The organism is Streptomyces sp. NBC_00435, assembly GCF_036014235.1.
In the GTDB taxonomy this organism is placed as follows: Bacteria; Actinomycetota; Actinomycetes; order Streptomycetales; family Streptomycetaceae; genus Streptomyces.
Genome location: NZ_CP107924.1, coordinates 3,218,121 through 3,239,559, shown reverse-complemented (window position 1 = coordinate 3,239,559; position 21,439 = coordinate 3,218,121). Strand labels below are relative to the sequence as shown.

General features: G+C 73.2%; 11 protein-coding genes. 4 read left to right on the top strand and 7 right to left on the bottom strand.

Annotation, left to right across the window (positions count from 1 at the left end; genetic code table 11):
- Positions 1-114: 114 nt before the first annotated feature.
- Positions 115-5,097 carry an NAD-glutamate dehydrogenase gene (locus OG389_RS14890; protein ID WP_328298963.1) on the top strand — a complete coding sequence of 1,661 codons (4,983 nt, stop codon included), beginning with the start codon at positions 115-117 and terminating at the stop codon, positions 5,095-5,097.
- 191 nt (positions 5,098-5,288) lie between these two features.
- Here the strand turns inward: OG389_RS14890 and OG389_RS14885 are convergent, their stop codons facing one another.
- Both OG389_RS14885 and OG389_RS14880 read right to left on the bottom strand, forming a co-directional pair.
- On the bottom strand, positions 5,289-6,065 hold the full coding sequence (locus tag OG389_RS14885) for an ABC transporter ATP-binding protein (protein WP_328298962.1): 777 nt from the start codon (positions 6,063-6,065) through the stop codon (positions 5,289-5,291).
- A complete protein-coding gene (locus OG389_RS14880) occupies positions 6,058-6,978 on the bottom strand; it encodes an ABC transporter permease (RefSeq protein ID WP_328298961.1) in 921 nt (306 codons plus the stop codon). The genes OG389_RS14885 and OG389_RS14880 overlap by 8 nt, the downstream gene beginning before the upstream one ends.
- Before the next feature lie 134 nt (positions 6,979-7,112).
- Between OG389_RS14880 and OG389_RS14875 the strand changes: the two genes are divergently transcribed.
- The gene (locus tag OG389_RS14875; RefSeq protein ID WP_328298960.1) at positions 7,113-7,754 is read left to right on the top strand and encodes a TetR/AcrR family transcriptional regulator; all 642 of its coding nucleotides are present in this window, start codon (positions 7,113-7,115) and stop codon (positions 7,752-7,754) included.
- A gap of 201 nt (positions 7,755-7,955) precedes the next feature.
- Here the strand turns inward: OG389_RS14875 and OG389_RS14870 are convergent, their stop codons facing one another.
- The 5 genes from OG389_RS14870 to OG389_RS14850 all read right to left on the bottom strand — a co-directional run bounded on the left by OG389_RS14870 (position 7,956) and on the right by OG389_RS14850 (position 17,674).
- A complete protein-coding gene (locus OG389_RS14870; protein WP_328298959.1) occupies positions 7,956-10,205 on the bottom strand; it encodes a bifunctional glycosyltransferase/CDP-glycerol:glycerophosphate glycerophosphotransferase in 2,250 nt (749 codons plus the stop codon).
- Between the two features lie 127 nt (positions 10,206-10,332).
- The gene (locus tag OG389_RS14865) at positions 10,333-11,238 is read right to left on the bottom strand and encodes a carbohydrate ABC transporter permease (RefSeq protein ID WP_328298958.1); all 906 of its coding nucleotides are present in this window, start codon (positions 11,236-11,238) and stop codon (positions 10,333-10,335) included.
- Positions 11,235-12,500, bottom strand: coding sequence for a carbohydrate ABC transporter permease (locus OG389_RS14860; protein WP_328303789.1), 1,266 nt, complete (start codon positions 12,498-12,500; stop codon positions 11,235-11,237). Before OG389_RS14860 ends, OG389_RS14865 begins: the two co-directional genes overlap by 4 nt.
- A gap of 159 nt (positions 12,501-12,659) precedes the next feature.
- On the bottom strand, positions 12,660-14,084 hold the full coding sequence (locus OG389_RS14855; protein ID WP_328298957.1) for an ABC transporter substrate-binding protein: 1,425 nt from the start codon (positions 14,082-14,084) through the stop codon (positions 12,660-12,662).
- A 116-nt stretch (positions 14,085-14,200) separates the two neighbouring features.
- Positions 14,201-17,674 (bottom strand): FHA domain-containing protein, encoded by a 3,474-nt coding sequence (locus tag OG389_RS14850; protein WP_328298956.1) that lies wholly within the window; start codon positions 17,672-17,674, stop codon positions 14,201-14,203.
- A 527-nt stretch (positions 17,675-18,201) separates the two neighbouring features.
- On the opposite strand from OG389_RS14850, the gene OG389_RS14845 reads away from it, so the two are divergent.
- Together OG389_RS14845 and OG389_RS14840 are read left to right on the top strand one after the other, a co-directional pair.
- Entirely contained in the window at positions 18,202-19,983 is a 1,782-nt protein-coding gene (locus OG389_RS14845; protein ID WP_328298955.1) for a serine/threonine-protein kinase, read from the top strand.
- A 168-nt stretch (positions 19,984-20,151) separates the two neighbouring features.
- Positions 20,152-21,399, top strand: a complete 1,248-nt coding sequence (locus OG389_RS14840; protein ID WP_328298954.1) for a serine/threonine-protein kinase — start codon at positions 20,152-20,154, stop codon at positions 21,397-21,399.
- The last annotated feature ends 40 nt before the right edge of the window (positions 21,400-21,439 follow it).

The window sequence follows — 21,439 nt, the reverse complement described above, 5'->3', positions numbered from 1 at the left end:
GCGGCTCTCCCGACGACATAGCGTCGATCCCGAACGGATACCCCGCCTCGCGGAGCTATGTCATTCCTTCCTTTACCTACGTCACGCAATGGCGCGCGACAGGAGCCAGAGGACATGCAGACCAAGCTGGACGAAGCAAAGGCCGAGCTGCTCGCGCGGGCGGCACGGGTAGCTGAGAACAGCCCGGCCGGGGGGCTACTTCCGACTGGGTCCGAGCAAGGGGAGCGTCCTGACCGGGACGCGATGCTCTCCTACCTCCAGCGCTACTACCTGCACACCGCCCCCGAGGACCTCTTGGACCGGGATCCGGTCGACGTGTTCGGGGCAGCGCTCTCCCACTACCGACTCGCGGAGACACGCCCACAGGGCACCGCGAACGTCCGCGTGCACACGCCCACGGTGGAGGAGAACGGCTGGACCTCCAGCCACTCCGTCGTCGAGGTGGTCACCGACGACATGCCGTTCCTGGTCGACAGCGTCACCAACGAGCTGTCCCGCCAGGGCCGCGGCATCCACGTCGTGATCCACCCGCAGGTCGTCGTCCGCCGCGACGTCACCGGCAAGCTGATCGAGATCCTCGGACCCGACTGCGACGCGCACGGTCCCCGCACGGCGCGCCCCCACGACTCCCTCGTGGAGTCCTGGATCCACGTCGAGATCGACCGCGAGACCGACAAGGCCGACCTCAAGCAGATCACCGTCGACCTGCTGCGCGTCCTGTCCGACGTCCGCGAGTCCGTCGAGGACTGGGAGAAGATGCGCGACGCCGCGCTGCGCATCGCCGAGGGTCTGCCCGAGGAGCCCACCGCGCCCGACCTGCGCGAGTACGAGCTCGAAGAGGCCCGCGAGCTGCTGCGCTGGCTCGCCGACGACCACTTCACCTTCCTCGGCTTCCGCGAGTACAACCTCGTGGACGGGGACTCCCTGGCCGCCGTGCCCGGCACCGGCCTCGGCATCCTGCGCTCCGACCCGCTGCACCACGGCCAGGACGAGGCGCACCCCGTCTCGCCGTCCTTCAACCGGCTGCCGGCCGACGCCCGCGCCAAGGCCCGCGAGCACCGCCTGCTGGTGCTGACCAAGGCCAACAGCCGCTCCACCGTGCACCGCCCCTCGTACCTCGACTACGTGGGCGTGAAGAAGTTCGACGCCGAGGGCAACGTCGTCGGCGAGCGCCGCTTCCTCGGCCTGTTCTCCTCCGCCGCGTACACCGAGTCGGTGCGCCGGGTCCCGGTCATCCGCCGCAAGGTCGCCGAGGTCGTCGAAGGCGCCGGTTTCGCGCCGTCCAGCCACGACGGCCGCGACCTGCTCCAGATCCTGGAGACCTACCCGCGCGACGAGCTGTTCCAGACCCCCGTCGAGCAGCTCCAGGCCATCGCCACCTCCGTGCTGTACCTGCAGGAGCGCCGCCGGCTGCGGCTGTACCTGCGCCAGGACGAGTACGGCCGCTACTACTCCGCGCTCGTCTACCTGCCGCGCGACCGCTACACCACCGGTGTGCGGCTGCGGCTGATCGCGATCCTGCAGGAGGAGCTCGACGGCATCAGCGTCGACTTCACCGCCTGGAACACCGAGTCGATCCTCTCCCGCATCCACTTCGTCGTCCGCGTCCCGCAGGGCACCGAGCTGCCCGTGCTGACCGACGCCGACGTGGAGCGGATCGAGGGCCGCCTGGTCGAGGCCGCCCGCTCCTGGGCCGACGGATTCGGCGAGGCGCTCGTCGCGGAACTGGGCGAGGAGCGCGCCGCCGAGCTGCTGCGCAAGTACGGGACCTCGTTCCCCGAGGGCTACAAGGCCGACCACTCGCCGCGCGCGGCCGTGGCGGACCTGTGCCACCTGGAGCGGCTCTCCGCGAGCGACCGCGAGTTCGCGCTGTCGCTGTACGAGCCGGTCGGCGCGGGCCCCGGCGAGCGCCGCTTCAAGATCTACCGCACGGGCGAGCAGGTCTCGCTCTCCGCGGTCCTGCCGGTCCTGCAGCGCCTCGGCGTCGAGGTCACCGACGAGCGGCCCTACGAGCTGCGGTGCAGCGACCGCACCAACGCGTGGATCTACGACTTCGGCCTGCGGATGCCGCTCCCGAACGGCAACGGGGACAGCGCCGCGGCGTCCAACTACCTCGGCGACGACGCCCGCGAGCGGTTCCAGGACGCCTTCGCGGCGGTCTGGCAGGGCGACGCCGAGAACGACAACTTCAACACCCTCGTGCTGGGCGCCGGGCTGACCTGGCGCCAGGCCGTCGTGCTGCGCGCGTACGCCAAGTACCTGCGCCAGGCCGGTGCCACCTTCAGCCAGGACTACATGGAGGACACCCTCCGCAACAACGTCCACACCACCCGGCTGCTGATCTCCCTCTTCGAGGCGCGGATGTCGCCGGGCCGCCAGTCGGCGGGCAGCGAGCTCGTGGACGCGATGCTGGAGGAGCTGGACGGGGCCCTGGACCAGGTCGCCTCGCTGGACGAGGACCGGATCCTGCGGTCCTTCCTCACGCTCATCAAGGCGACGCTGCGGACGAACTTCTTCCAGCTCAACAGCGCGGGCGAGCAGCACTCCTACGTGTCGATGAAGTTCGACCCGCAGGCCATCCCCGACCTGCCGGCACCGCGTCCGGCCTTCGAGATCTGGGTGTACTCCCCGCGTGTCGAGGGCGTCCACCTGCGCTTCGGCAAGGTCGCCCGGGGCGGTCTGCGCTGGTCCGACCGGCGTGAGGACTTCCGTACGGAGATCCTCGGCCTGGTCAAGGCGCAGATGGTCAAGAACACCGTCATCGTGCCGGTGGGCGCGAAGGGCGGCTTCGTCGCCAAGAACCTGCCGGACCCGTCGGTGGACCGCGACGCGTGGCTCGCCGAGGGCATCGCCTCGTACAAGATCTTCATCTCGGCGCTGCTCGACATCACCGACAACCTGGTCGGCGGCGAGGTCCTGCACCCCAAGGGCGTGGTCCGCCACGACGAGGACGACACCTACCTCGTGGTCGCCGCCGACAAGGGCACCGCGACCTTCTCCGACATCGCCAACGGGGTCGCCGAGTCCTACGGGTTCTGGCTGGGCGACGCCTTCGCCTCCGGCGGCTCGGCCGGTTACGACCACAAGGGCATGGGCATCACCGCCCGCGGCGCGTGGGAGTCCGTCAAGCGGCACTTCCGCGAGCTGGGGCACGACACCCAGACCCAGGACTTCACGGTCGTCGGCGTCGGTGACATGTCCGGTGACGTCTTCGGCAACGGCATGCTGCTCTCCGAGCACATCCGCCTGGTCGCGGCCTTCGACCACCGGCACATCTTCATCGACCCCGACCCGGAGGCGGCGACCTCGTACGCCGAGCGCCGGCGCCTGTTCGACCTGCCGCGCTCCTCGTGGGCCGACTACGACACCTCGCTGCTCTCCGCGGGCGGCGGCATCCACCCGCGCAGCGCGAAGGCCATCCCGGTCAACGCGCACGTCCGCGAGGCCCTGGGCATCGAGGCGGGGGTCACGAAGATGACCCCGGCGGACCTGATGAAGGCGATCCTCCAGTCCCCGGTGGACCTGCTGTGGAACGGCGGCATCGGTACGTACGTCAAGGCGACGGCCGAGACGCACGCGGACGTCGGCGACAAGGCCAACGACGCCATCCGCGTCAACGGCTCCGACGTGCGGGCCAAGGTCATCGGCGAGGGCGGCAACCTGGGCCTCACCCAGCTCGGCCGCATCGAGTTCGCGCGCAGCGGCGCCGGCGGCGAGGGCGGCAAGATCAACACCGACGCCATCGACAACAGCGCGGGCGTGGACACCTCCGACCACGAGGTGAACATCAAGATCCTGCTGAACTCGGTGGTCGCCGACGGGGACCTGACCGTCAAGCAGCGCAACAAGTTCCTCGCCGCGATGACCGACGAGGTCGGCCGTCTGGTGCTGCGCAACAACTACGCGCAGAACGTGGCGCTGGCCAACGGCGCCGCCCAGGCGCCCAGCCTGCTCCACGCCCAGCAGCGCTTCATGCGCCGCCTGGGCCGCGACGGACTGCTGGACCGGGCGCTGGAGTTCCTGCCCAACGACCGGCAGATCCGCGAGCTGCTCAACAACGGCAAGGGCCTGACCCAGCCGGAGCTGGCCGTCCTGTTCGCCTACACCAAGATCACGGTGGCGGACGAGCTCATCCACACCGAGCTGCCGGACGACCCGTACCTCGACCGCCTGCTGCACGCCTACTTCCCGGGCGCGCTGCTCGCGAAGTTCCCGGAGCAGGTCGACGGGCACGCGCTGCGCCGCGAGATCATCACCACGGTGCTGGTCAACGACACCGTCAACAGCGGTGGCTCGACCTTCCTGCACCGGCTGCGCGAGGAGACCGGGGCCTCCCTGGAGGAGATCGTGCGGGCGCAGCTCGCGGCCCGCGAGATCTTCGGCCTGGCCGACGTGTGGGACGCGGTGGAGGCGCTCGACAACAAGGTCGCCGCGGACGTCCAGACCCGGGTGCGGCTGCACTCGCGGCGCCTGGTCGAGCGCGGTACGCGCTGGCTGCTGAACAACAGGCCGCAGCCGCTCCAGATCACCGAGACCATCGAGCTCTTCTCCGAGCGGGTGGCGGGGGTCTGGTCGGACGTGCCGAAGCTGGTGCGCGGCGCGGACCTGGAGTGGTACGAGGCGGTCATGGCCGAGCTGATCGGCGAGGGCGTGCCGGAGGAGCTGGCGGCCAAGGTGGCCGGCTTCTCGTCGGCCTTCCCGACGCTGGACATCGTCGCGATCGCGGACCGTACGGGTGTCGAGCCGCTGGCCGTGGCCGAGGTGTACTACGACCTCGCCGACCGTCTGGAGATCACGAAGCTGATGGACCGGATCATCGACCTGCCGCGGGCCGACCGCTGGCAGTCGATGGCCCGTGCCTCCATCCGTGAGGACCTCTTCTCGGCGCACGCGGCCCTGACCGCCGACGTGCTGACGGTCGGCAACGGCACGTCGACTCCCGAGGAGCGCTTCAAGGCGTGGGAGGAGAAGAACGCGGCGATCATCGGGCGGGCGCGGACGACCCTGGAGGAGATCCAGGGGTCGGACGACTTCGACCTGGCGAACCTGTCGGTCGCGATGCGGACGATGCGGTCGTTGCTGCGGTCCCACGTGTAGCCCTGCGTGAAGCCCCGCGGGGCTCGTGCGGGAACGGGCCGGGCCCGGGACCTCGTGGTCCCGGGCCCGGCCCGTTCGTGTACCCGTCGCGGGCGGTGCGCGCCGCTGCCGGGGGCCCTGCCCCGGACCCCCGCGCCTCGATCGCCGGCGGGGCCGGTGGATCTGGCGAGCGTGGGATCGGCGGGGCCGGGTCAGCGGCTGTTGGTGAAGGCCTCGTACGCGTCGCAGACCTCCTTGGAGGGGCCGTCCATGCGCAGGACGCCCGACTCCAGCCAGATCGCGCGGTCGCAGGTCTCGCGGACCGTGCCGATGCCGTGGCTGACGAGGAAGACCGTACCGGCCTGCTCGCGCAGCTCCTCGATGCGGGCCTGGCTGCGCCGCTGGAAGGCGGCGTCGCCGGTGGCCAGCGCCTCGTCGATCATCAGGACGTCGTGGTCCTTGGCGGCGGCGATGGAGAAGCGCAGCCGGGCGCCCATGCCGGAGGAGTACGTCCGCATCGGGAGCGAGATGAAGTCGCCCTTCTCGTTGATCCCGGAGAAGTCGACGATGCCCTGGTAGCGCTCGCGGATCTGCTGCTTGGACATGCCCATCGCGAGGCCGCCGAGTACCACGTTGCGCTCACCGGTCAGGTCGTTCATCAGGGCGGCGTTCACCCCGAGCAGTGACGGCTGGCCGTGCGAGAAGATCCGGCCGCGCGCGACGGGCTGGAGCCCGGCGATGGCCGACAGCAGGGTGGACTTGCCCGAGCCGTTGGTGCCGATCAGGCCGATGGCCTCGCCCTTGTACGCGGTGAAGCTGACGCCCTTGACGGCGTGGACCTCACGGATGCCGGGGGCGGGCTTGCGGGAGAACATCCGGCTCAGGGCGGCGGTGGCGCCACCCTTGCGGCCGCCGGATCCGTGCACCTTGTAGATCACGTGCACATCGTCCGCGATGACGGTCGGGACACGGGTTGCGGTGTCAGCCACGGCCGTACTCCTCCTCTGCCTTCCAGAAGAAAATGAAACCGCCGACGCCGGCGAGCAGGGCCCAGCCCAGTGCGATCAGCCAGACGTGGTGCGGGAGCTGGCTCGCCTTGTACGAGCCGATGAGCGCGAAGCGCATCAGGTCGATGTAGACGGCCGCGGGGTTGAGCTTGAGGGCCATCGAGACCCAGTGCGGCAGGTGGTCCGTCTTGAGCATCGAGTCGATGGACCACATGACGCCCGAGGCGTACATCCAGGTCCGCAGGACGAACGGCATCAGCTGGCTGATGTCGGGGTGCTTCGCCCCGATCCGGGCCATGATCATGGCGCAGCCGGCGCAGAAGGCGGCCATGAGCAGGAGGGTGGGGAAGACGAACAGCCAGTTCAGGGTGGGTGTCTGGCCGAAGACGAACAGCAGGATGATCAGCGCGCCCATGGTGACGAGCAGCTGCTGGAAGAGCTGGACGACGGTCGACAGGGGCAGCGAGGCGCGCGGGAAGTGCAGGGCGCGCACCAGCCCGAGGTTGCCCTGGACGGCCCGGGTGGAGGCGTTGATGGAGCTCCCGATGAAGTCCCAGACGAAGACGCCGGTGATCAGGAACGGCAGGTAGTCGGGCACGCCGTGGCTGGCGTGCATGACGATGCCGAAGATGAAGTAGTAGACGGCCGCGTTGAGCAGCGGGGTCACCAGGTGCCAGACCTGTCCGAGGCTGGCCTCGCTGTACTGGGCGTGCATCCGGGCGGTCGCGTACGCGGTGACGAAGTGGCGCCGGCCCCAGAGCTGAGCGATGTACTGGGGGAGCGAGGGGCGGGCGCCGCTGAGGGTCAGGTCGTGGGCCGCCGCCAGTTCGGCGATGGGGTCCGAGGCCTTGGGCCCGTCCTTCGCCGGGGCGGGAGCCGGGTGCGCGGTGGTCACTGTCACGAGGGTCGCTTTCGACGGGGTCAGGGCGTCGCTGGCGATGGGACGGGTCCGTATCGTCGCTACGTGGAGGTTAGGTCGTTGAGCGTCGGAACGCAACCGTATCGTCGTCGCGCGGATATGCTCTGCCCATGACGACCGATCCTGCTGCCCCGACCGCCGCCGCCCCCGCAGCCCGCAGAGCACCCGCCGGGGCGGCCGTCCTGCGCCAGGACGTGACCGAGGCGATCCGGGCGGCCGTGGTCGAGGAGCTGGCCACCGTCGGGTTCGCGCGGATGTCGATCGAGGGGATCGCGCGGCGGGCGGGCGTGGGGAAGACGGCCGTGTACCGCCGGTGGAAGTCGAAGCTGCACCTGGTGCTGGACCTGGTGGGTGCCTTCGCGGTGGACGGCCTGCCGGTCCCGGCGACGGGGACGCTGTACGGGGACGTACGGGCCCTGCTGGAGGTGATGTCACATGTGCTGCGGCATCCGGTGGCATCGGCGGTGATCCCCGACCTACTGGTCGAGGCCGCGCGGAACCCGGAGATCGCGGAGGCCGTGCGGGGGGCGCTGCTGGAAGGGCAGCGGCGGATGGCCGAGGGGATCATCTCGGAGGCGGTGGAGCGGGGCGAACTGCCGGTGGGGGTGGATGCGGGGCGGGCGCTCGACCTGGCGATCGGGCCGCTGTACTGGCGGCAGGTGGTCGTCCGTGACGCCGTGACCGGCGGCTACCTGGACGACCTCGCGCGGTCGGTGGTCGCGGGCCTGACGGCCGGGCCGGCCGCTTCCTGACGCTGCCCTTTCGACGCGGCCCCTCGCGCCGCTCGGCGCCGGCGCGCTTCTTGGCCCTCGCGCCGCTGCGCCGGACCCCGTCCGTCGGCGCCTGGGCGGCGTGCCGCCGCCTGGCGTGGGCGTCCGGTGGGGGGTGCGGGTGGTCCGGGGCTCACGCCGGCCGGAACCAGCCGGCGCAGGCGCTTGAGGCGGGGGGCCGGGTTACGGCCAGCGGCCCGCCGTGAGGTGGGCCAGGGTGGGTTCCGGGGTGGTGGAGGGGGCCGCGGGGGTGGGGCGGCGGTCCTCCAGGGGGACCACCGGGGGCGCGGGCTGGCTCAGGAAGACCCGGCGGACCACCCGCTCGGCCGCCTGGCCGTCGTCGTGCGTGCAGAAGCGGGTCCGGAAGGACGCGCGCAGCTGCGCCGAGCGCGAGCCCTGCCAGTGGCCGGTGGCGAAGATGTCCACCAGCTCGTCCTCGGTGCGCGCGACCGCACCCGGAGGGAACCCGCGCAGGTCGAAGTACGTGCCGCGGGAGGCCTCGTACGCCTCCCAGTCGTCCGCGTGGATCACGATCGGCCGGTCCAGCGAGGCGTAGTCGAACATCAGCGAGGAGTAGTCCGTCACCAGCGCGTCCGAGGCCAGGCAGAGTTCCTCCACCGAGGGGTGGGAGGAGACGTCCAGCAGGCGGGGGTGCGGGTCGGGGGCGGCCGAGCCCGCGTAGGTGAGGTGGGTGCGGGTCAGGATCGTGAAGCGGGGGCCCAGGTCGCGCAGGATGCGTTCGAAGTCCAGGTGGGCCGGGCGGCTGCGCCGGTAGTCGCGGTGGGTCGGCGCGTACAGGATCGCCGTGGAGCCCGGCGGGATGCCGAGGCGTTCGCGCAGCTCGAGGACGTCCGCCTGGGTGGCCCGGTGGAACACGTCGTTGCGCGGGTAGCCGTACTCGAGCGTCGTGTACGAGGACGGGACCGCCTTCTCCCAGACCAGGGTGGAGTGGCGGTTCGCGGACAGTAGGTAGTCCCACTGGTCGGCGCCGCGCAGCAGGCCCGCGAAGTCCGTGGTCGGGGTGGCCGCCGGGCGGTCCTGGAGGTCGAGTCCGACCCGCTTGAGCGGCGTGCCGTGCTGGGTCTGGAGCAGGATCTGGCCCGGTCGTTTGACCAGCGTGCGCTCGAAGTTGACGTTCGTGACGAGGTACGTGGCGCGGGCCAGGGCCGTCCAGTACGCCGCAGAGCCCGGGCGCAGCGCGGTCGTCTCGCGCGGGAGGGTCGAGGCGTGGGCGGGGTCGCAGATCCAGGCCGTCCGCATGCGTGGGGCGAGTTCGCGCAGCTTGGCCTCGATCGCCGCCGGGTTGCAGGCGTAACCGCCGTGCCAGTACGCGGAGAAGACCGCCAGCTCCGGGCGGAGCGGCAGCAGCCGCTGCACGCGGTAGTGCAGGCGCAGGGCCGTTTCGCGCAGCCCCCGCCACAGCGTGACCCCCGCCCGGCGGGCCGTGAGGGCGGCCGAGCGCAGGAGGGACAGCAGGCGGTACGTGCGCCGCGTGCCGAGCCGCATCAGGAGGTGTCGGGTGCGGTCGGTGCGGGTGAGGGACAGGGGACGGGGGCCGGCGACGCGGTAACGGCGCAGCAGGGCCGAGGCCCGGGTGAAGAACTCGGCGCGGGCGGCGCGCGGGAGGCGGCGCGGGTCCGCGTACAGGGTGCAGAAGTGCTCGGCCATCCGCCGGTGCACGGCGGGCCGCCAGCGCTCCAGCTCGGGCCGGGTGGCGAGGTAGCCGAAGACCCGGTCGTACTGGTCGAAGATGTCGAGGTGGCGTCGGCTGGTGGTGGTCAGGATCGAGCCGGTGCGGCGCTGGCGGTAGTGGACGCACACCCGGTCCAGGACGGCCACGGACTCCGCCGCGAGGAGCGCGGGATAGGTCCAGGGGGTGTCCTCGTAGAAGCCCGGCGGGAAGGTGAGGCCCTCGCGCTCCACGTACTCGCGGCGGTACGTCTTGTTCCACACCACCATCAGCATGCCCAGCAGGGAGGGGCGGTCGGCGAGGCGGAAGCTGGCCGGGCCCTCCTCGGAGAGGCGGTGGGAGAGGCTGTTGCGGACCAGCTCGCCGGTCCAGAAGGTGCGCGCGTAGTCGTAGACGAGGACGTCCGGGGAGCCGGTGGCCTTCAGCCGGTCGGTGATGGCCTGCAGGGCGCCCGGGGCGAGGGCGTCGTCCCCGTCGAGGAAGATCAGGTAGTCGCCCGTGGCCTGGGACAGGCCCGCGTTGCGGGCCGGCCCCAGGCCGAGGTTGTGCGCCAGGTGCACGGCGGTCACCCGGGGGTCCCGGGCGGCGTAGTCGTCGATGATCGAACCGCAGGCGTCCGGGGAGGCGTCGTCGACCACGATCAGTTCGAGATCCGGGTACGACTGCGTCAGGACCGAGTCCAGACTCTCCTGGAGGTACGCCTGGACCTTGTACGCGGGCACGATGACGCTGAACCGGGGCACGGCACATCCAGGGGTCGGCGCGGGCATATTGCCCAGGAACCTCCGGCGTGGTGATCGGGTTACGCACGGTGCGGCATTCGGGTTACTCAGCGTCAACTCGGCACGTCAACCGCATGATCGAACCGGGTTACTTGATAGCTCCCGCCATGACCCCCGAGACGAACTGCCGCTGGAAGGCGAAGAAGACGACGAGCGGGACCACCATCGACAGGAACGCGCCGGGCGCCAGCACGTCGATGTTGTTCCCGAACTGCCGCACCTGCTGCTGGAGTGCGACCGTGACCGGCGGGTGCGTCGAGTCCGCGAAGACCAGCGCGACCAGCATGTCGTTCCACACCCACAGGAACTGGAAGATGCCGAGCGAGGCGATCGCCGGACCGCCCAGTGGCAGCACCACCCGGGTGAACAGGCGCAGTTCGCCCGCCCCGTCCAGCCGGGCCGCCTCCAGCAGCTCGCGCGGGATCTCCGCGAAGAAGTTGCGCAGCAGGAACACGGCGAACGGCAGCCCGAAGGCGGTGTGGAAGAGGACCACCCCCGCCGTCGTCTCGAACAGGCCGATGGAACCGAAGAGTTCGGAGACGGGGATCAGCGCCACCTGGACGGGGACCACGAGCAGCCCGACCACGATCAGGAACAGCCAGTCCCGGCCGGGGAACTCCAGCCAGGCGAAGGCGTATCCGGCGAACGAGCCCAGCGCCAGGACCAGCAGGGTCGCGGGCACGGCGATGGCGGCCGTGTTGAGGAGCGAGCCCGTGATGGTGTCGTTGGCCAGCAGCCGCTCGTAGTTGTCGGCCGTCAGCCGGGACGGCTCGGTCAGCGCCCGCCACCAGCCGCCCTCGTTCAGGGCGGTGGGCGACAGGAAGGAGGAGATCAGCAGCCCGAGTGTGGGCAGCAGCCAGAACAGGCCCGCCAGGAGCAGGAAGACGCGGAGCGCCCCGCCGGCCGCCCGGGAGGCGAGGGACCGGGCGCTCGGCGACGTACGCGGCGGCGGGTGCGGCGTCGTGTGCGGCGTTGTGTGCGACGTCGTGCTCATCGGCGGGCCTCCCGGCGCATCCGGCGGATGTTGTAGGCCATGACCGGGACCACCAGCACCAGCAGCAGCACCGCGATGGCGCTGCCCAGCCCCGGATCGGCGTCCGCGCCGAAGGAGGTCCGGTACAGCTGGAGGGCCAGGACGTTGGCGTCGTCCTGGACCGCGCCGGGAGCGATCACGAAGACCAGGTCGAAGACCTTCATGACGTTGATGACGAGGGTGACCATCACGACGGCCAGGACGGGCGCCAGCAGCGGCACGGTGATCCGCCGCAACACTTGCCACTCGTTCGCCCCGTCCACCCGCGCCGCCTCCAGCAGCTCGCGCGGCACGGCGGCCAGCCCGGCCCCGATCAGCACCATCGCGAACCCGGCCCACATCCACACGTAGGCCCCGATCACCGCCGGGGTCACCAGCGCCGGGCCGAGCCACTCCACGCCCCCGTACGCCTCCCGGAAGTTCGAGGCGGGCAGGCGCAGCAGCGCCCCGTCGGCCTTCGCGGAGAGGGAGAAGGTGCCGTCGGCGCGGGCCGTCGCGGAGTCGACCACCCGGCCGTCCTTCACCGCCTCGATGCGCAGCCCCGCGAGCCCTGACTCGGTGGGGTCGACCGCGTTCGTACGGCCGCCTCCGCCCCGGGTGAAGTCCTGCCAGGCCGTCCCGGTGACCCGGCCGGGCTCGGCCGCGGCCGGCTTCGCCGTTCCCGTGCCCGCGGGCAGGGACTCCGGGGCGATACCGACCAGCGGGAGCAGCGCGGGCACGCCCGCCCGTACCGGATCGCGGGTCACGAACGCGCCCCCGTCGGCCGGGAGCAGCGGGGAGTCCCGGCCGGGGCGGGCCTTGGGGAAGGCGGAGGACGCGGCGAAGGTGTCGTGGACGCCGACCCAGACGGCGTTCGCCACGCCCCGGTCGGGGTCGGCGTCGTAGACGAGCCGGAAGATGATGCCCGCCGCGAGCATCGAGATCGCCATCGGCATGAACACGATCAGCTTGAACGCCGTTCCCCAGCGCACCCGTTCGGTCAGCACCGCGAAGAGCAGGCCGAGCACGGTGGCGGTGACCGGGGCCACCACCACCCAGATCGCGGTGTTCCCCAGGGCCGTGCGGATCGTGCGGTCGCTCAGGATCTCCCGGTAGTTCCCGGCGCCCACGAAGGTCCCGCCGGAGCGGTCGAAGAAGCTGCGGTAGAGCGAGTAGCCGATGGGGTGAACCACCAGCGCGCCGAGCAGGACGAGGGAGGGCAGGAGGAAGGCCGCGGCGGTCAGGCGGCGCCGCCGGGTCTCCTTGCGCTTCGGGGCGCCGCGGGGGGTGGTGGGTGCACCCGCGCGGGCGGTCTCGGAAGCGGAGGTGGAGGAGGAAAAGGAGGCGGAAGAGGAGGCGGAGGCGGAAGAGGCGGCCGAGGAGGGCCCGGGGGTGGCCACGGGTCAGTTCCCGTAGGCCTTGGCCGCGTCCGCCTCCAGCCTCGCCTGTGTCCCCGCCACGTCCGACGGGTTCGCCAGGAAGTCCTGGAGCGCCTTCCACTCGCCGGCGCCCGGGGTCCCGCCGAAGGCGGCCGGCGCCTGGTCCGACATGTCGAAGCGGAAGTCGTCGCCCGCCGCGATCAGGGCCTGGGCCATGCCGCGCTGGATGTCGTTCGGGTACGCGCTCGGCTCGACCGACTTGTTCGGGGAGAGGAACCCGCCCTCGGCGGCCTGGATCCGCGCCGAATCGGCCGAGGCCAGGAAGGTCAGCAGCGCCTGCGCGCCCTTCGAGGCCTTCAGCGCGACCGCCACGTCACCGCCCGAGACCACCGGGGGCTTCGCGCCGACCGACGGGAAGGGGAAGACCAGGGCGTCCGTGCCCAACTTGGCCTGCGTCTGCGCGATGTTCACCGCCACGAAGTCGCCCTCGTAGACCATCGCGGCCGCCGGCCGGTCACCGCCGGTGAAGGTCTGCGTCACCGACTTCGGGAACTCCGTCGCCAGCGCCCCGCTCTGGCCGCCCGCCAGGAAGTCCGCCCGCCCGAACAGCTCGGCGAGCGTGGTCAGCGCCTGCTTGACGCTGTCGTCCGTCCACTTGAGCTGGTGCTTGGCGAGCTGGTCGTACTTCTCCGGGCCCGCCTGCGAGAGATAGACGTTCTCGAACCAGTCCGTCAGGGTCCAGCCGTCGGCGCCGGCCACCGAGACCGCCGGGGTCCCGGACGCGGACAGGGTGTCGGCCGCGGTGACGAGCTCCTTCCAGGTCTTGGGGGGCGTCACGCCCGCCGCCTCGAAGGCCTTCGCGTTGTACCAGATGAGCGATTTGTTGGCGGCCTTGTAGTACACGCCGTACTGGGCGCCGTCGACCGCGCCCAGCGATTTCCAGCCGTTCGAGTAGTTCTTGTCGAGCTGGGCCTGGGCCTCGGTGCCGACCGGCTGCGCCCACTTGTTCTTCACCGCCGACACCAGCGCCCCCACCTGGGGGAGCAGCGCCACGTCCGGTGGGGCGCCGCCCGCGATCTTCGAACCGAGGAAGGTGACGATCGGGTCCTGCGCCGGGACGAAAGTGACCGTGGCGCCGGTCCGCCGCTCGAACTCCTTCAGCACCTTGACGAAGTTCGCCTGCTCCTGGCCCGTCCAGACGGCGGCGACCTCCAGCTTCTCGCCGTCGAGGCGGGGTAATACGACCGTGGCGGCGGCCGGGCTGGGGCCGTCGGCCGGCTTGGTCGGCTGCTTGGGGTCGCTGCCGCACCCGCTGAGAGCCAGCGCGCCGGCGGCGGCGAGGGCGGCCCAGGCCCGGTGCCCCGTGAGCGCCTTGGTGCGGCGTCCCGCGAACGTGTTCGTGCGGCGTCCCTCAAGCGTCCTCGTGCGGCTCGTTCCGTGCTTGCGCATGGCGGTGCCCCCGATGCCTCGCTGGCGATGGTGTGTCCCGTGCCACAAGGTCTACGCCGACCCGCGCACCCCCGCAATAGCGCCTCGCGGCGTTCCACCGGGTGGACGAGCACCGCTCAGGGGGCCGGCGGGAACAGCACCGGTACCGCCGACACCAGGTGCGAGGCCCGGTCCAGGGCGCTGGCCAGCAGGGCGAGGTCGGTCGGGCCGTTGCCCAGCTCGCGGACCGGTCGGCGGGCCGGCGGATCACCCATCCGCTCCCACTCCACCGGCACCACCGTCGGCCGCAGCGTCGCCGTCCGGGGGATCCGGCCGGTCACCCGGCCGCCCTGGAAGGGGACCGTGCGGCCGTCGGCGTACCGGAGCACGCCGCGCCCCGGACCCGGCTGGTCGGGAGCGTCGAGCTCCACGCGCAGGGTCGTGAGCCGGGCCAGTTCGGTGTCGGCCGTCCGGTCCGGGCGGGCGCTGGTGGCCACCAGGTGCACACCGAGCCGCGCACCCTCGCGGGCCACCGCCTCCAGCGCGCGGACCACCGAACCGGCGGCGGGCCGGCCCGTGCTGCCCAGGCCCGGCGCGACCAGCGCGTCGAAGTCGTCCACCAGCACGACGAGGCGGGGCAGCGGGCTGGGCCCGGCCGCCGGGTCGGTGCGGGTGGCCGAGGGGCGCAGCCGCAGAGTGCCGGAACGCTGGGGGTCGATGTCCCCGCGCAGCTCACCGGGGGTGGGCTGGCGGGGCGAGACCATCCGGTCGGAGACCTCGCGCAGCGCGTGCCACTCGGAGAACGGCACTCCGTCCAGGAGCTCGGCCCGCCGCTTCAGCTCGGCGCCCAGGGCCTGCGCGAACTCCCGCATGCGCAGCGGGTCGGAGGCGACCAGGTGGGCCGAGACGTGCGGCAGCTCGGTGCAGGGCAGCAGCCCGTCACCGCGTTCGCCGCCGGCCCCGTCGAGCAGGACCAGGCCCAGCCGGTCGGGCCGGGCGGCGGCGGACAGCGAGGCGGCGACCGAACGGAGCAGCTCGGTACGGCCGCTGCCGGCGGGCCCCTCGATCAGCACGTGCGGCCCGTCGGTGACGAGTTCGGCGCCCACCGGCCCGCGCCGGCCGGTGCCGAGCACGATCTCCGCGAGACCGCCGACGCGCTGCCCCTGGTCGGTGGCGGCGGCCCAACGGGCCATCAGCGAGGCCGGGGTGGCCCGGGCCAGCCCCAACTCGTCCAGGAGCCGGGCGGTCTGGGGCAGGTTCGCCGCGGCGGGCCGGTAACCACCCTCCGCGGCGGGGGAGTCGGCCTTGAGTGGGGCCAGGGCGCGGGCGAACCGCTCCGCCCAGGCCGCCGACACGGCGTCCGCGGTGGCCGTATCGCCGGACCCGGCCGGCCGGCCTCCCGAGACCGCGAAGGTCCGTACGGTCGTGGCCACGTCGCCGCTGAGCAGGGCGGCCGCGGCGCAGTCGCGGAAGGCGGGCGCGGCCGCGCAGGCCTCCTCGTACGTCTCGGTGACGGGGGAGGCGGGGGTCGCGGCCGGCGCGTCGGCGAGGACCAGCACGTGGATCCCGGCGGCCGGACCGTGGCTGGCGAGCCGGCCCGTGACGTCCCGGAGCGCGCCGGACCCGGGGTCACCGTCGAGGACGAGGAGGGTGTACGGGCCGCGGTAGGCGTACGAGGCCTCGCGGACGGCCTCCGCGGGGGCGGCGGCCCAGTGGGTTCCGAGGGGGCCGTCGTCGAGGCGGCGGGTCAGCTCACCGGCGCGGGCGGCCGCCTGATCGCGGTCGTACGCGAGCAGCAGCCGGCAGTCCTGCCCGTGCGCGGGCCGTACGTGGGGCAGCCAGCCGAGCCAGCCCCAGTCGCGGCGGCGTTCGGCGATCGGGCGGGCCCGGTCGGCGGCGACCAGCACGATCTCCAGGCGCTGGCCGGGGGCGTGCAGGGCGGCGAGCTGCGCGATCACCGACCGGGCCACGCCGGTCAGCCTGGCCCGCGGCCCGGCGATGCCGAGCGCGCCGGTCTCGCGGAGCGCGACCTCGCTGCCGGCGCCGAGCGTGACGTCGAGCCCGGCGGGCCCGGCCCACAGCCGCGGGGCCGGCCCGAGGGCGGCGAGCAGCAGGGCCGCGGGATCGTCCGGGCCGGGCCGCACGGCGACGGCGGCCGCGGCCCCGGCCACCACCTCCTCGACCTCGGCCTCCTCGACCCCCCGTACCCACTTCCGCGCCCACGCCCCGATCCCCCGCCGCCCCGCGGGCCGGGCCTCGGCGGGGCCGGCGCCGGAGCCGGAGCCGGGACCGGCGGGACCGGCCGCGGGCTGCCCGGTCGCGCCGCCGCCGTGCAGTTCGCCGCCGGCGGCGGTGGGCCACCCGGTTCCGCTGGTGCCGTACTGGCCGGTGTCGGGGCTGCCCCAGCCGGCTCCGCTGTGCTGCCCGGTGTCGGGCCCGCCCCAGTCGGCTCCGGCGGGCGGGGCGGCGGGCCGGCCGCCGTGGGCCGGGTCGACGGTGCCGTCCCGGCCCACGGCGGCGGGTGCGGGGCCGCCCGGGCCGGCGGCCCTGCCACCGGGCTCCGCGCCGGGCCTGACGGGGTCGGGGGCGGAGCCCCCGTTTCGGGAAGGGGCGGGGTGGGGGAACTGCCCCCTCGGCTCGCCGCCCCCCCAGGCTCCGCCCGCCGAAGCCGCGGACTCGTGGCCCGCGTCGGGGCGCGCCCCGGAGGTGGCGCCGCTCCAGACTCCGCCGGAGGCCCCGCCGCCGGGGTGCGCCCCGGGCGGGGTGGCCGGCGTAGACCCGCTCCAGGGGCCGCCGGGAGTGCTGCCACTGGGGTGTGCGCCGGAGGTGGACCCGCTCCGGGCTCCGCCGGGTTGCGCCCCGGGCGTGGCGCCGCTGCGGGCTCCGCCCGGGACCGCGGGCCCGGGGGCGCCGTCTTCGGGGTGGGTGCCCGGGAGGGTGAGGGAGAGGTGGCCCTCAAGGTCGGGGGTGACCGGGACGGGGGCGGGGGCCGGGCCCACGGCCAGGCGGAGGGTGGATTCGCCGACCCGGAGCAGTGCCCCCGGCGCGAGCGCCACCCGCTCCGTGCCGACCACCGCGCCGTCGAGCGTCGTACCGTTCGTCGACCCGAGGTCGGCCACCGCCACCCGCCCGTCAGGGAGCACCGTCACGGTGCAGTGCAGGCGCGAGACGTCCGGGTCGTCCAGCGGTACGTCCGCGTCCGCGGAGCGCCCGATCCGGATCGCCCCCGGGTGCAGCAGGTGCACGCCACCCGCGTCCGGCCCGGCCACGACGTGCAGCTGTGGGCCGTCCCCGGTCTCGGCGTCGGCCTGGAGGTCGGGGCCGGGCACGTTCAGCGACAGGACCGCGCCGTCCACGAGCGGTGGCTCACCGAGCGCGCACCGCGCGGGGTCGAGCCGCTCCGTACCGGCGTACAGCACGACCGTGCCTCCGGTGTCGGGTCCGCCGACGGTCGCCGCCAGCCCGGAGGCCACCGCGGACAGCGCGGTACCGGCGGGCGCTGTGACCAGTACGTCACAGCTCGCAGGCGAGCCCCCGCCGGTGGTGGTCGCGGTGGCGGTCTGGTGGCCGCTGCGCGACCCCGACCCAAGGACGGTCAGCCGGATCTGCATCGCCGTCAGCGGTCCCTTCTGCGCGGTGCGCGGTGTGGGCGCCCGGCAGGGACCTGCGGGACATGTCACACGTCGTTCGCACGACATGACATGCCTGTCCGCCCACCCCCACCCGGCACGGACGCGTCGTCCGGTCAGGTCTGCCCGGAAGGCGGGGCTCCCGTCCCGGCCGTTCCGTACGGGTGCATCCTCGCACCTGTCGTCCGCGACGCGCCCGCCACCCACCAACAAGTGATCTTGATCGATCGCGGACCGGCACGGTATCGGCACCGGATCGGCAGCGGACCGGCCTGCGGGTCGATCGGATATCGACATCCGGCGGAGGAAAATCGCCCCTGGCATACACCACAAACATCACCCTTCGCGCATATGTGCGGCAACCAACCATCCACGCCCCGCGTCTTCCCTCAGGACAACCCCTAGAGTGGGCCGGAAAACCCTTCGCCGGATCGTTCGCCGAATCAGCCGGATCGTGAGCCGGGCCGTTCGCCGAAATCGACCATCGACTACAGCAGGGAGCGCGCGACGTGCGGCCAGTCGGCAGCAAGTACCTGCTCGAGGAGCCGCTCGGACGCGGCGCCACGGGCACCGTCTGGCGCGCCCGCCAGAGGGAGGCCGCCGGCGCGGAGGCGGCCGTGGCCGGCCACCCCGGCGAGACCGTGGCCATCAAGGTCCTCAAGGAGGAGCTGGCCCAGGACGCGGACATCGTCATGCGCTTCCTGCGCGAGCGTTCCGTCCTGCTGCGCCTGACCCACCCCAACATCGTCCGCACCCGCGACCTCGTGGTCGAGGGCGATCTGCTCGCGCTCGTCATGGACCTCATCGACGGTCCGGACCTGCACAAGTACCTCCGCGAGAACGGCCCCTTCACGCCGGTCGCCGCGAGCCTGCTGACCGCCCAGATCGCGGACGCGCTCGCCGCCAGCCACGCCGACGGCGTGGTCCACCGCGACCTGAAGCCCGCCAACGTCCTGCTCGACGAGCGCGACGGCCAGATGAAGCCGATGCTGACCGACTTCGGCATCGCGCGCCTGGCCGACTCACCGGGCCTGACGCGGACGCACGAGTTCGTCGGCACCCCGGCCTACGTCGCCCCCGAGTCCGCGGAGGGCCGCCCGCAGACCTCCGCCGTCGACATCTACGGTGCCGGCATCCTGCTCTACGAGCTCCTCACCGGCCGCCCGCCCTTCGCCGGCGGCAGCGCGCTGGAGGTCCTGCACCGCCACCTCAGCGAAGACCCGCAGCGCCCGCCCAACGTGCCCGAGCCGCTGTGGACGGTCATCGAGCGCTGCATGCGCAAGGAGCCCTACGAGCGCCCGAGCGCGGAGAGCCTGGCGCGCGGCCTGCGCGTCGTCGCCTCCGGCATCGGCGTGCACTCCACGGTCGCCGAGGTCGAGGCCGCGCTCGGCGTCGGCGCGCTCCTCGCGCCCGACCCCTCGCCCGCGCCGGTCCCCGCGACCCCGGGCGCCGGCGAGGCGACGCAGGTGCTGCCCGGGAGCGCCGGGGTCTCCCCGCTGGGGGCCTACGACCCCAACGGCATGACCAGCGTGCTCCCGCCGGTCGGCGCGGCGGACGCCACCTCCGTGCTGCCGAGCACCGGCGCCCCGGGAGGCGGCGGTCCGGGCGCGGACCCGACCTCCGTGATGCCGCCCGTGCAGCGGCCGGACCAGCCGCACCCGTGGCAGTCGCAGATGCAGGCGGCCCGCGACCGCAACGAGCAGACGCAGATGCAGTACCTCGACCCGAGCGAGGACCCGCTGCGCCGCCGTCCGCAGCGGCAGGCCCCGCCGCAGCAGCAGTACCAGCAGCCGCAGCAGCCTCCGCGAGGCCAGCAGCCGCAGCCCCAGCGAGGCCAGCAGCCCCAGCAGCAGCCGCCGTACCGCCAGGGGCCGCCGCCGCAGCAGTACCAGCAGCAGCAGTACGCTCCGCCGCCTCCGCCGCAGCACTACCAGCCACAGCAGCACCACCCCCAGCAGTACCAGCAGCCGCAGGGGCAGCCCCAGTACCGCCAGCCCCAGCAGCAGCCCCCGCAGGGACCGCCGCCGCGTCAGCAGCCGCCCCAGCGCGAGCCCCGGGAACCGCGCCGCAGCGCGAACCCGGTCCGGATCCCCGGTCTGGGCTGCCTCAAGGGCTGCCTGGTGATGATCCTGGTGTTCTTCGTCGCCGGCTGGCTGATCTGGGAGCTGACCCCGCTCCAGGAGTGGGTCGGCACCGGCAGGGGCTGGTGGGACCAGGTGTGGACCTGGGGCTCCGACGCCGTGGACTGGGTGAGCACGATCGGCGACTCGACGGGCGGTACGAACCCCTGAGCGGGCTGAACCGGGCCGAACCGGGCCCCTTAGCGCTGACTTCATGGATTTGTCGACTTCTGGGACGTGATTTCGCCCGCAGAAGTGAAGGTCGCCGCGATCCGTGGGCTCCAACCCCCACCCGGCCGCGTAGCTTTGGTGCGTACGCCAGCCGCTGAGGGAGCAGTTGTGGCACGGAAGATCGGCAGCCGGTACACCGCGCACCAGATCCTGGGGCGCGGCAGCGCGGGCACGGTGTGGCTGGGCGAGGGGCCTGACGGGCCCGTCGCCGTCAAACTGCTGCGCGAGGACCTCGCGTCCGACCAGGAACTCGTCGGACGGTTCGTCCAGGAGCGCAGCGCGCTGCTCGGACTGGAGCACCCGCACGTCGTCTGCGTCCGCGACCTCGTCGTGGACGGCAACGACCTCGCCCTCGTCATGGACCTCGTCCGCGGTACGGATCTTCGTACGCGCCTCGACCGCGAGCGGCGGCTCGCCCCCGAGGCGGCCGTCGCGATCGTCGCGGACGTCGCGGACGCGCTGGCCGCGGCGCACGCGGCCGGGGTCGTGCACCGGGACGTCAAACCGGAGAACGTCCTGCTCGACATGCAGGGCCCCCTCGGGCCGGGCGGCGCGCACCCGGCGCTGCTCACCGACTTCGGGGTGGCCAAGCTCATCGACTCTCCGCGGCGGTCCACCGGCGGGCGGGCGTCGGCGCCCACCACCCGGATCATCGGCACGCCCGACTACCTGGCGCCGGAGATCGTGGAGGGCCTGCCGCCGCGCGCGGCCGTGGACATCTACGCCCTGGCCACCGTGCTGTACGAACTGCTGGCGGGTTTCACGCCGTTCGGCGGCGGTCATCCCGGGGCGGTCCTACGGCGCCACGTGACGGAGACGGTCGTCCCGCTGCCCGGTATCCCCGACGAGCTGTGGCAGCTGATCGTCCAGTGCCTGGCCAAGGCCCCCGCTTCGCGGCTGCGGGCCTCGGAACTCTCCCTGCGGCTGCGGGACCTGCTGCCGCTGCTGGCGGGCATGCCGCCGCTGGACGTGGACGAGCCGGACGAGCCGGAGCAGGCGGACTTCCCGGAACCGGAGGCCGTCGCCGATCCGGTGCGGCGGCGGGGCGTGGTTCCGCTGGTGCCGGGATCCTCCACGGACTCCAACCGGGACACCCACACCTCGATGCGGGTGCCGGGGCCGGACGAGCTGGCGGGCGGTGCGCTGGGCACGGCCCGGGTGCCGCGTCCGGCCGGCGGGCACCGGCCGGGGTCCGCGCGGCACCGGGCGGAGACGGTGCGCAAGCGGAGGCTGGCGCTGTCCGCCGCTGCCGTCGCGCTGGCCGCCGCGGTCGGGATCGGCGGCTGGCTGGCGGTGTCCTCGGACTCCCCGCCGCCCCCGCAGGACAGCAAGCAGTCCGGTCCGGCGACTCCGTAGCCCGGGCCGCCCTGCGGGGCCGGATGTGTCCAGCCCCGCG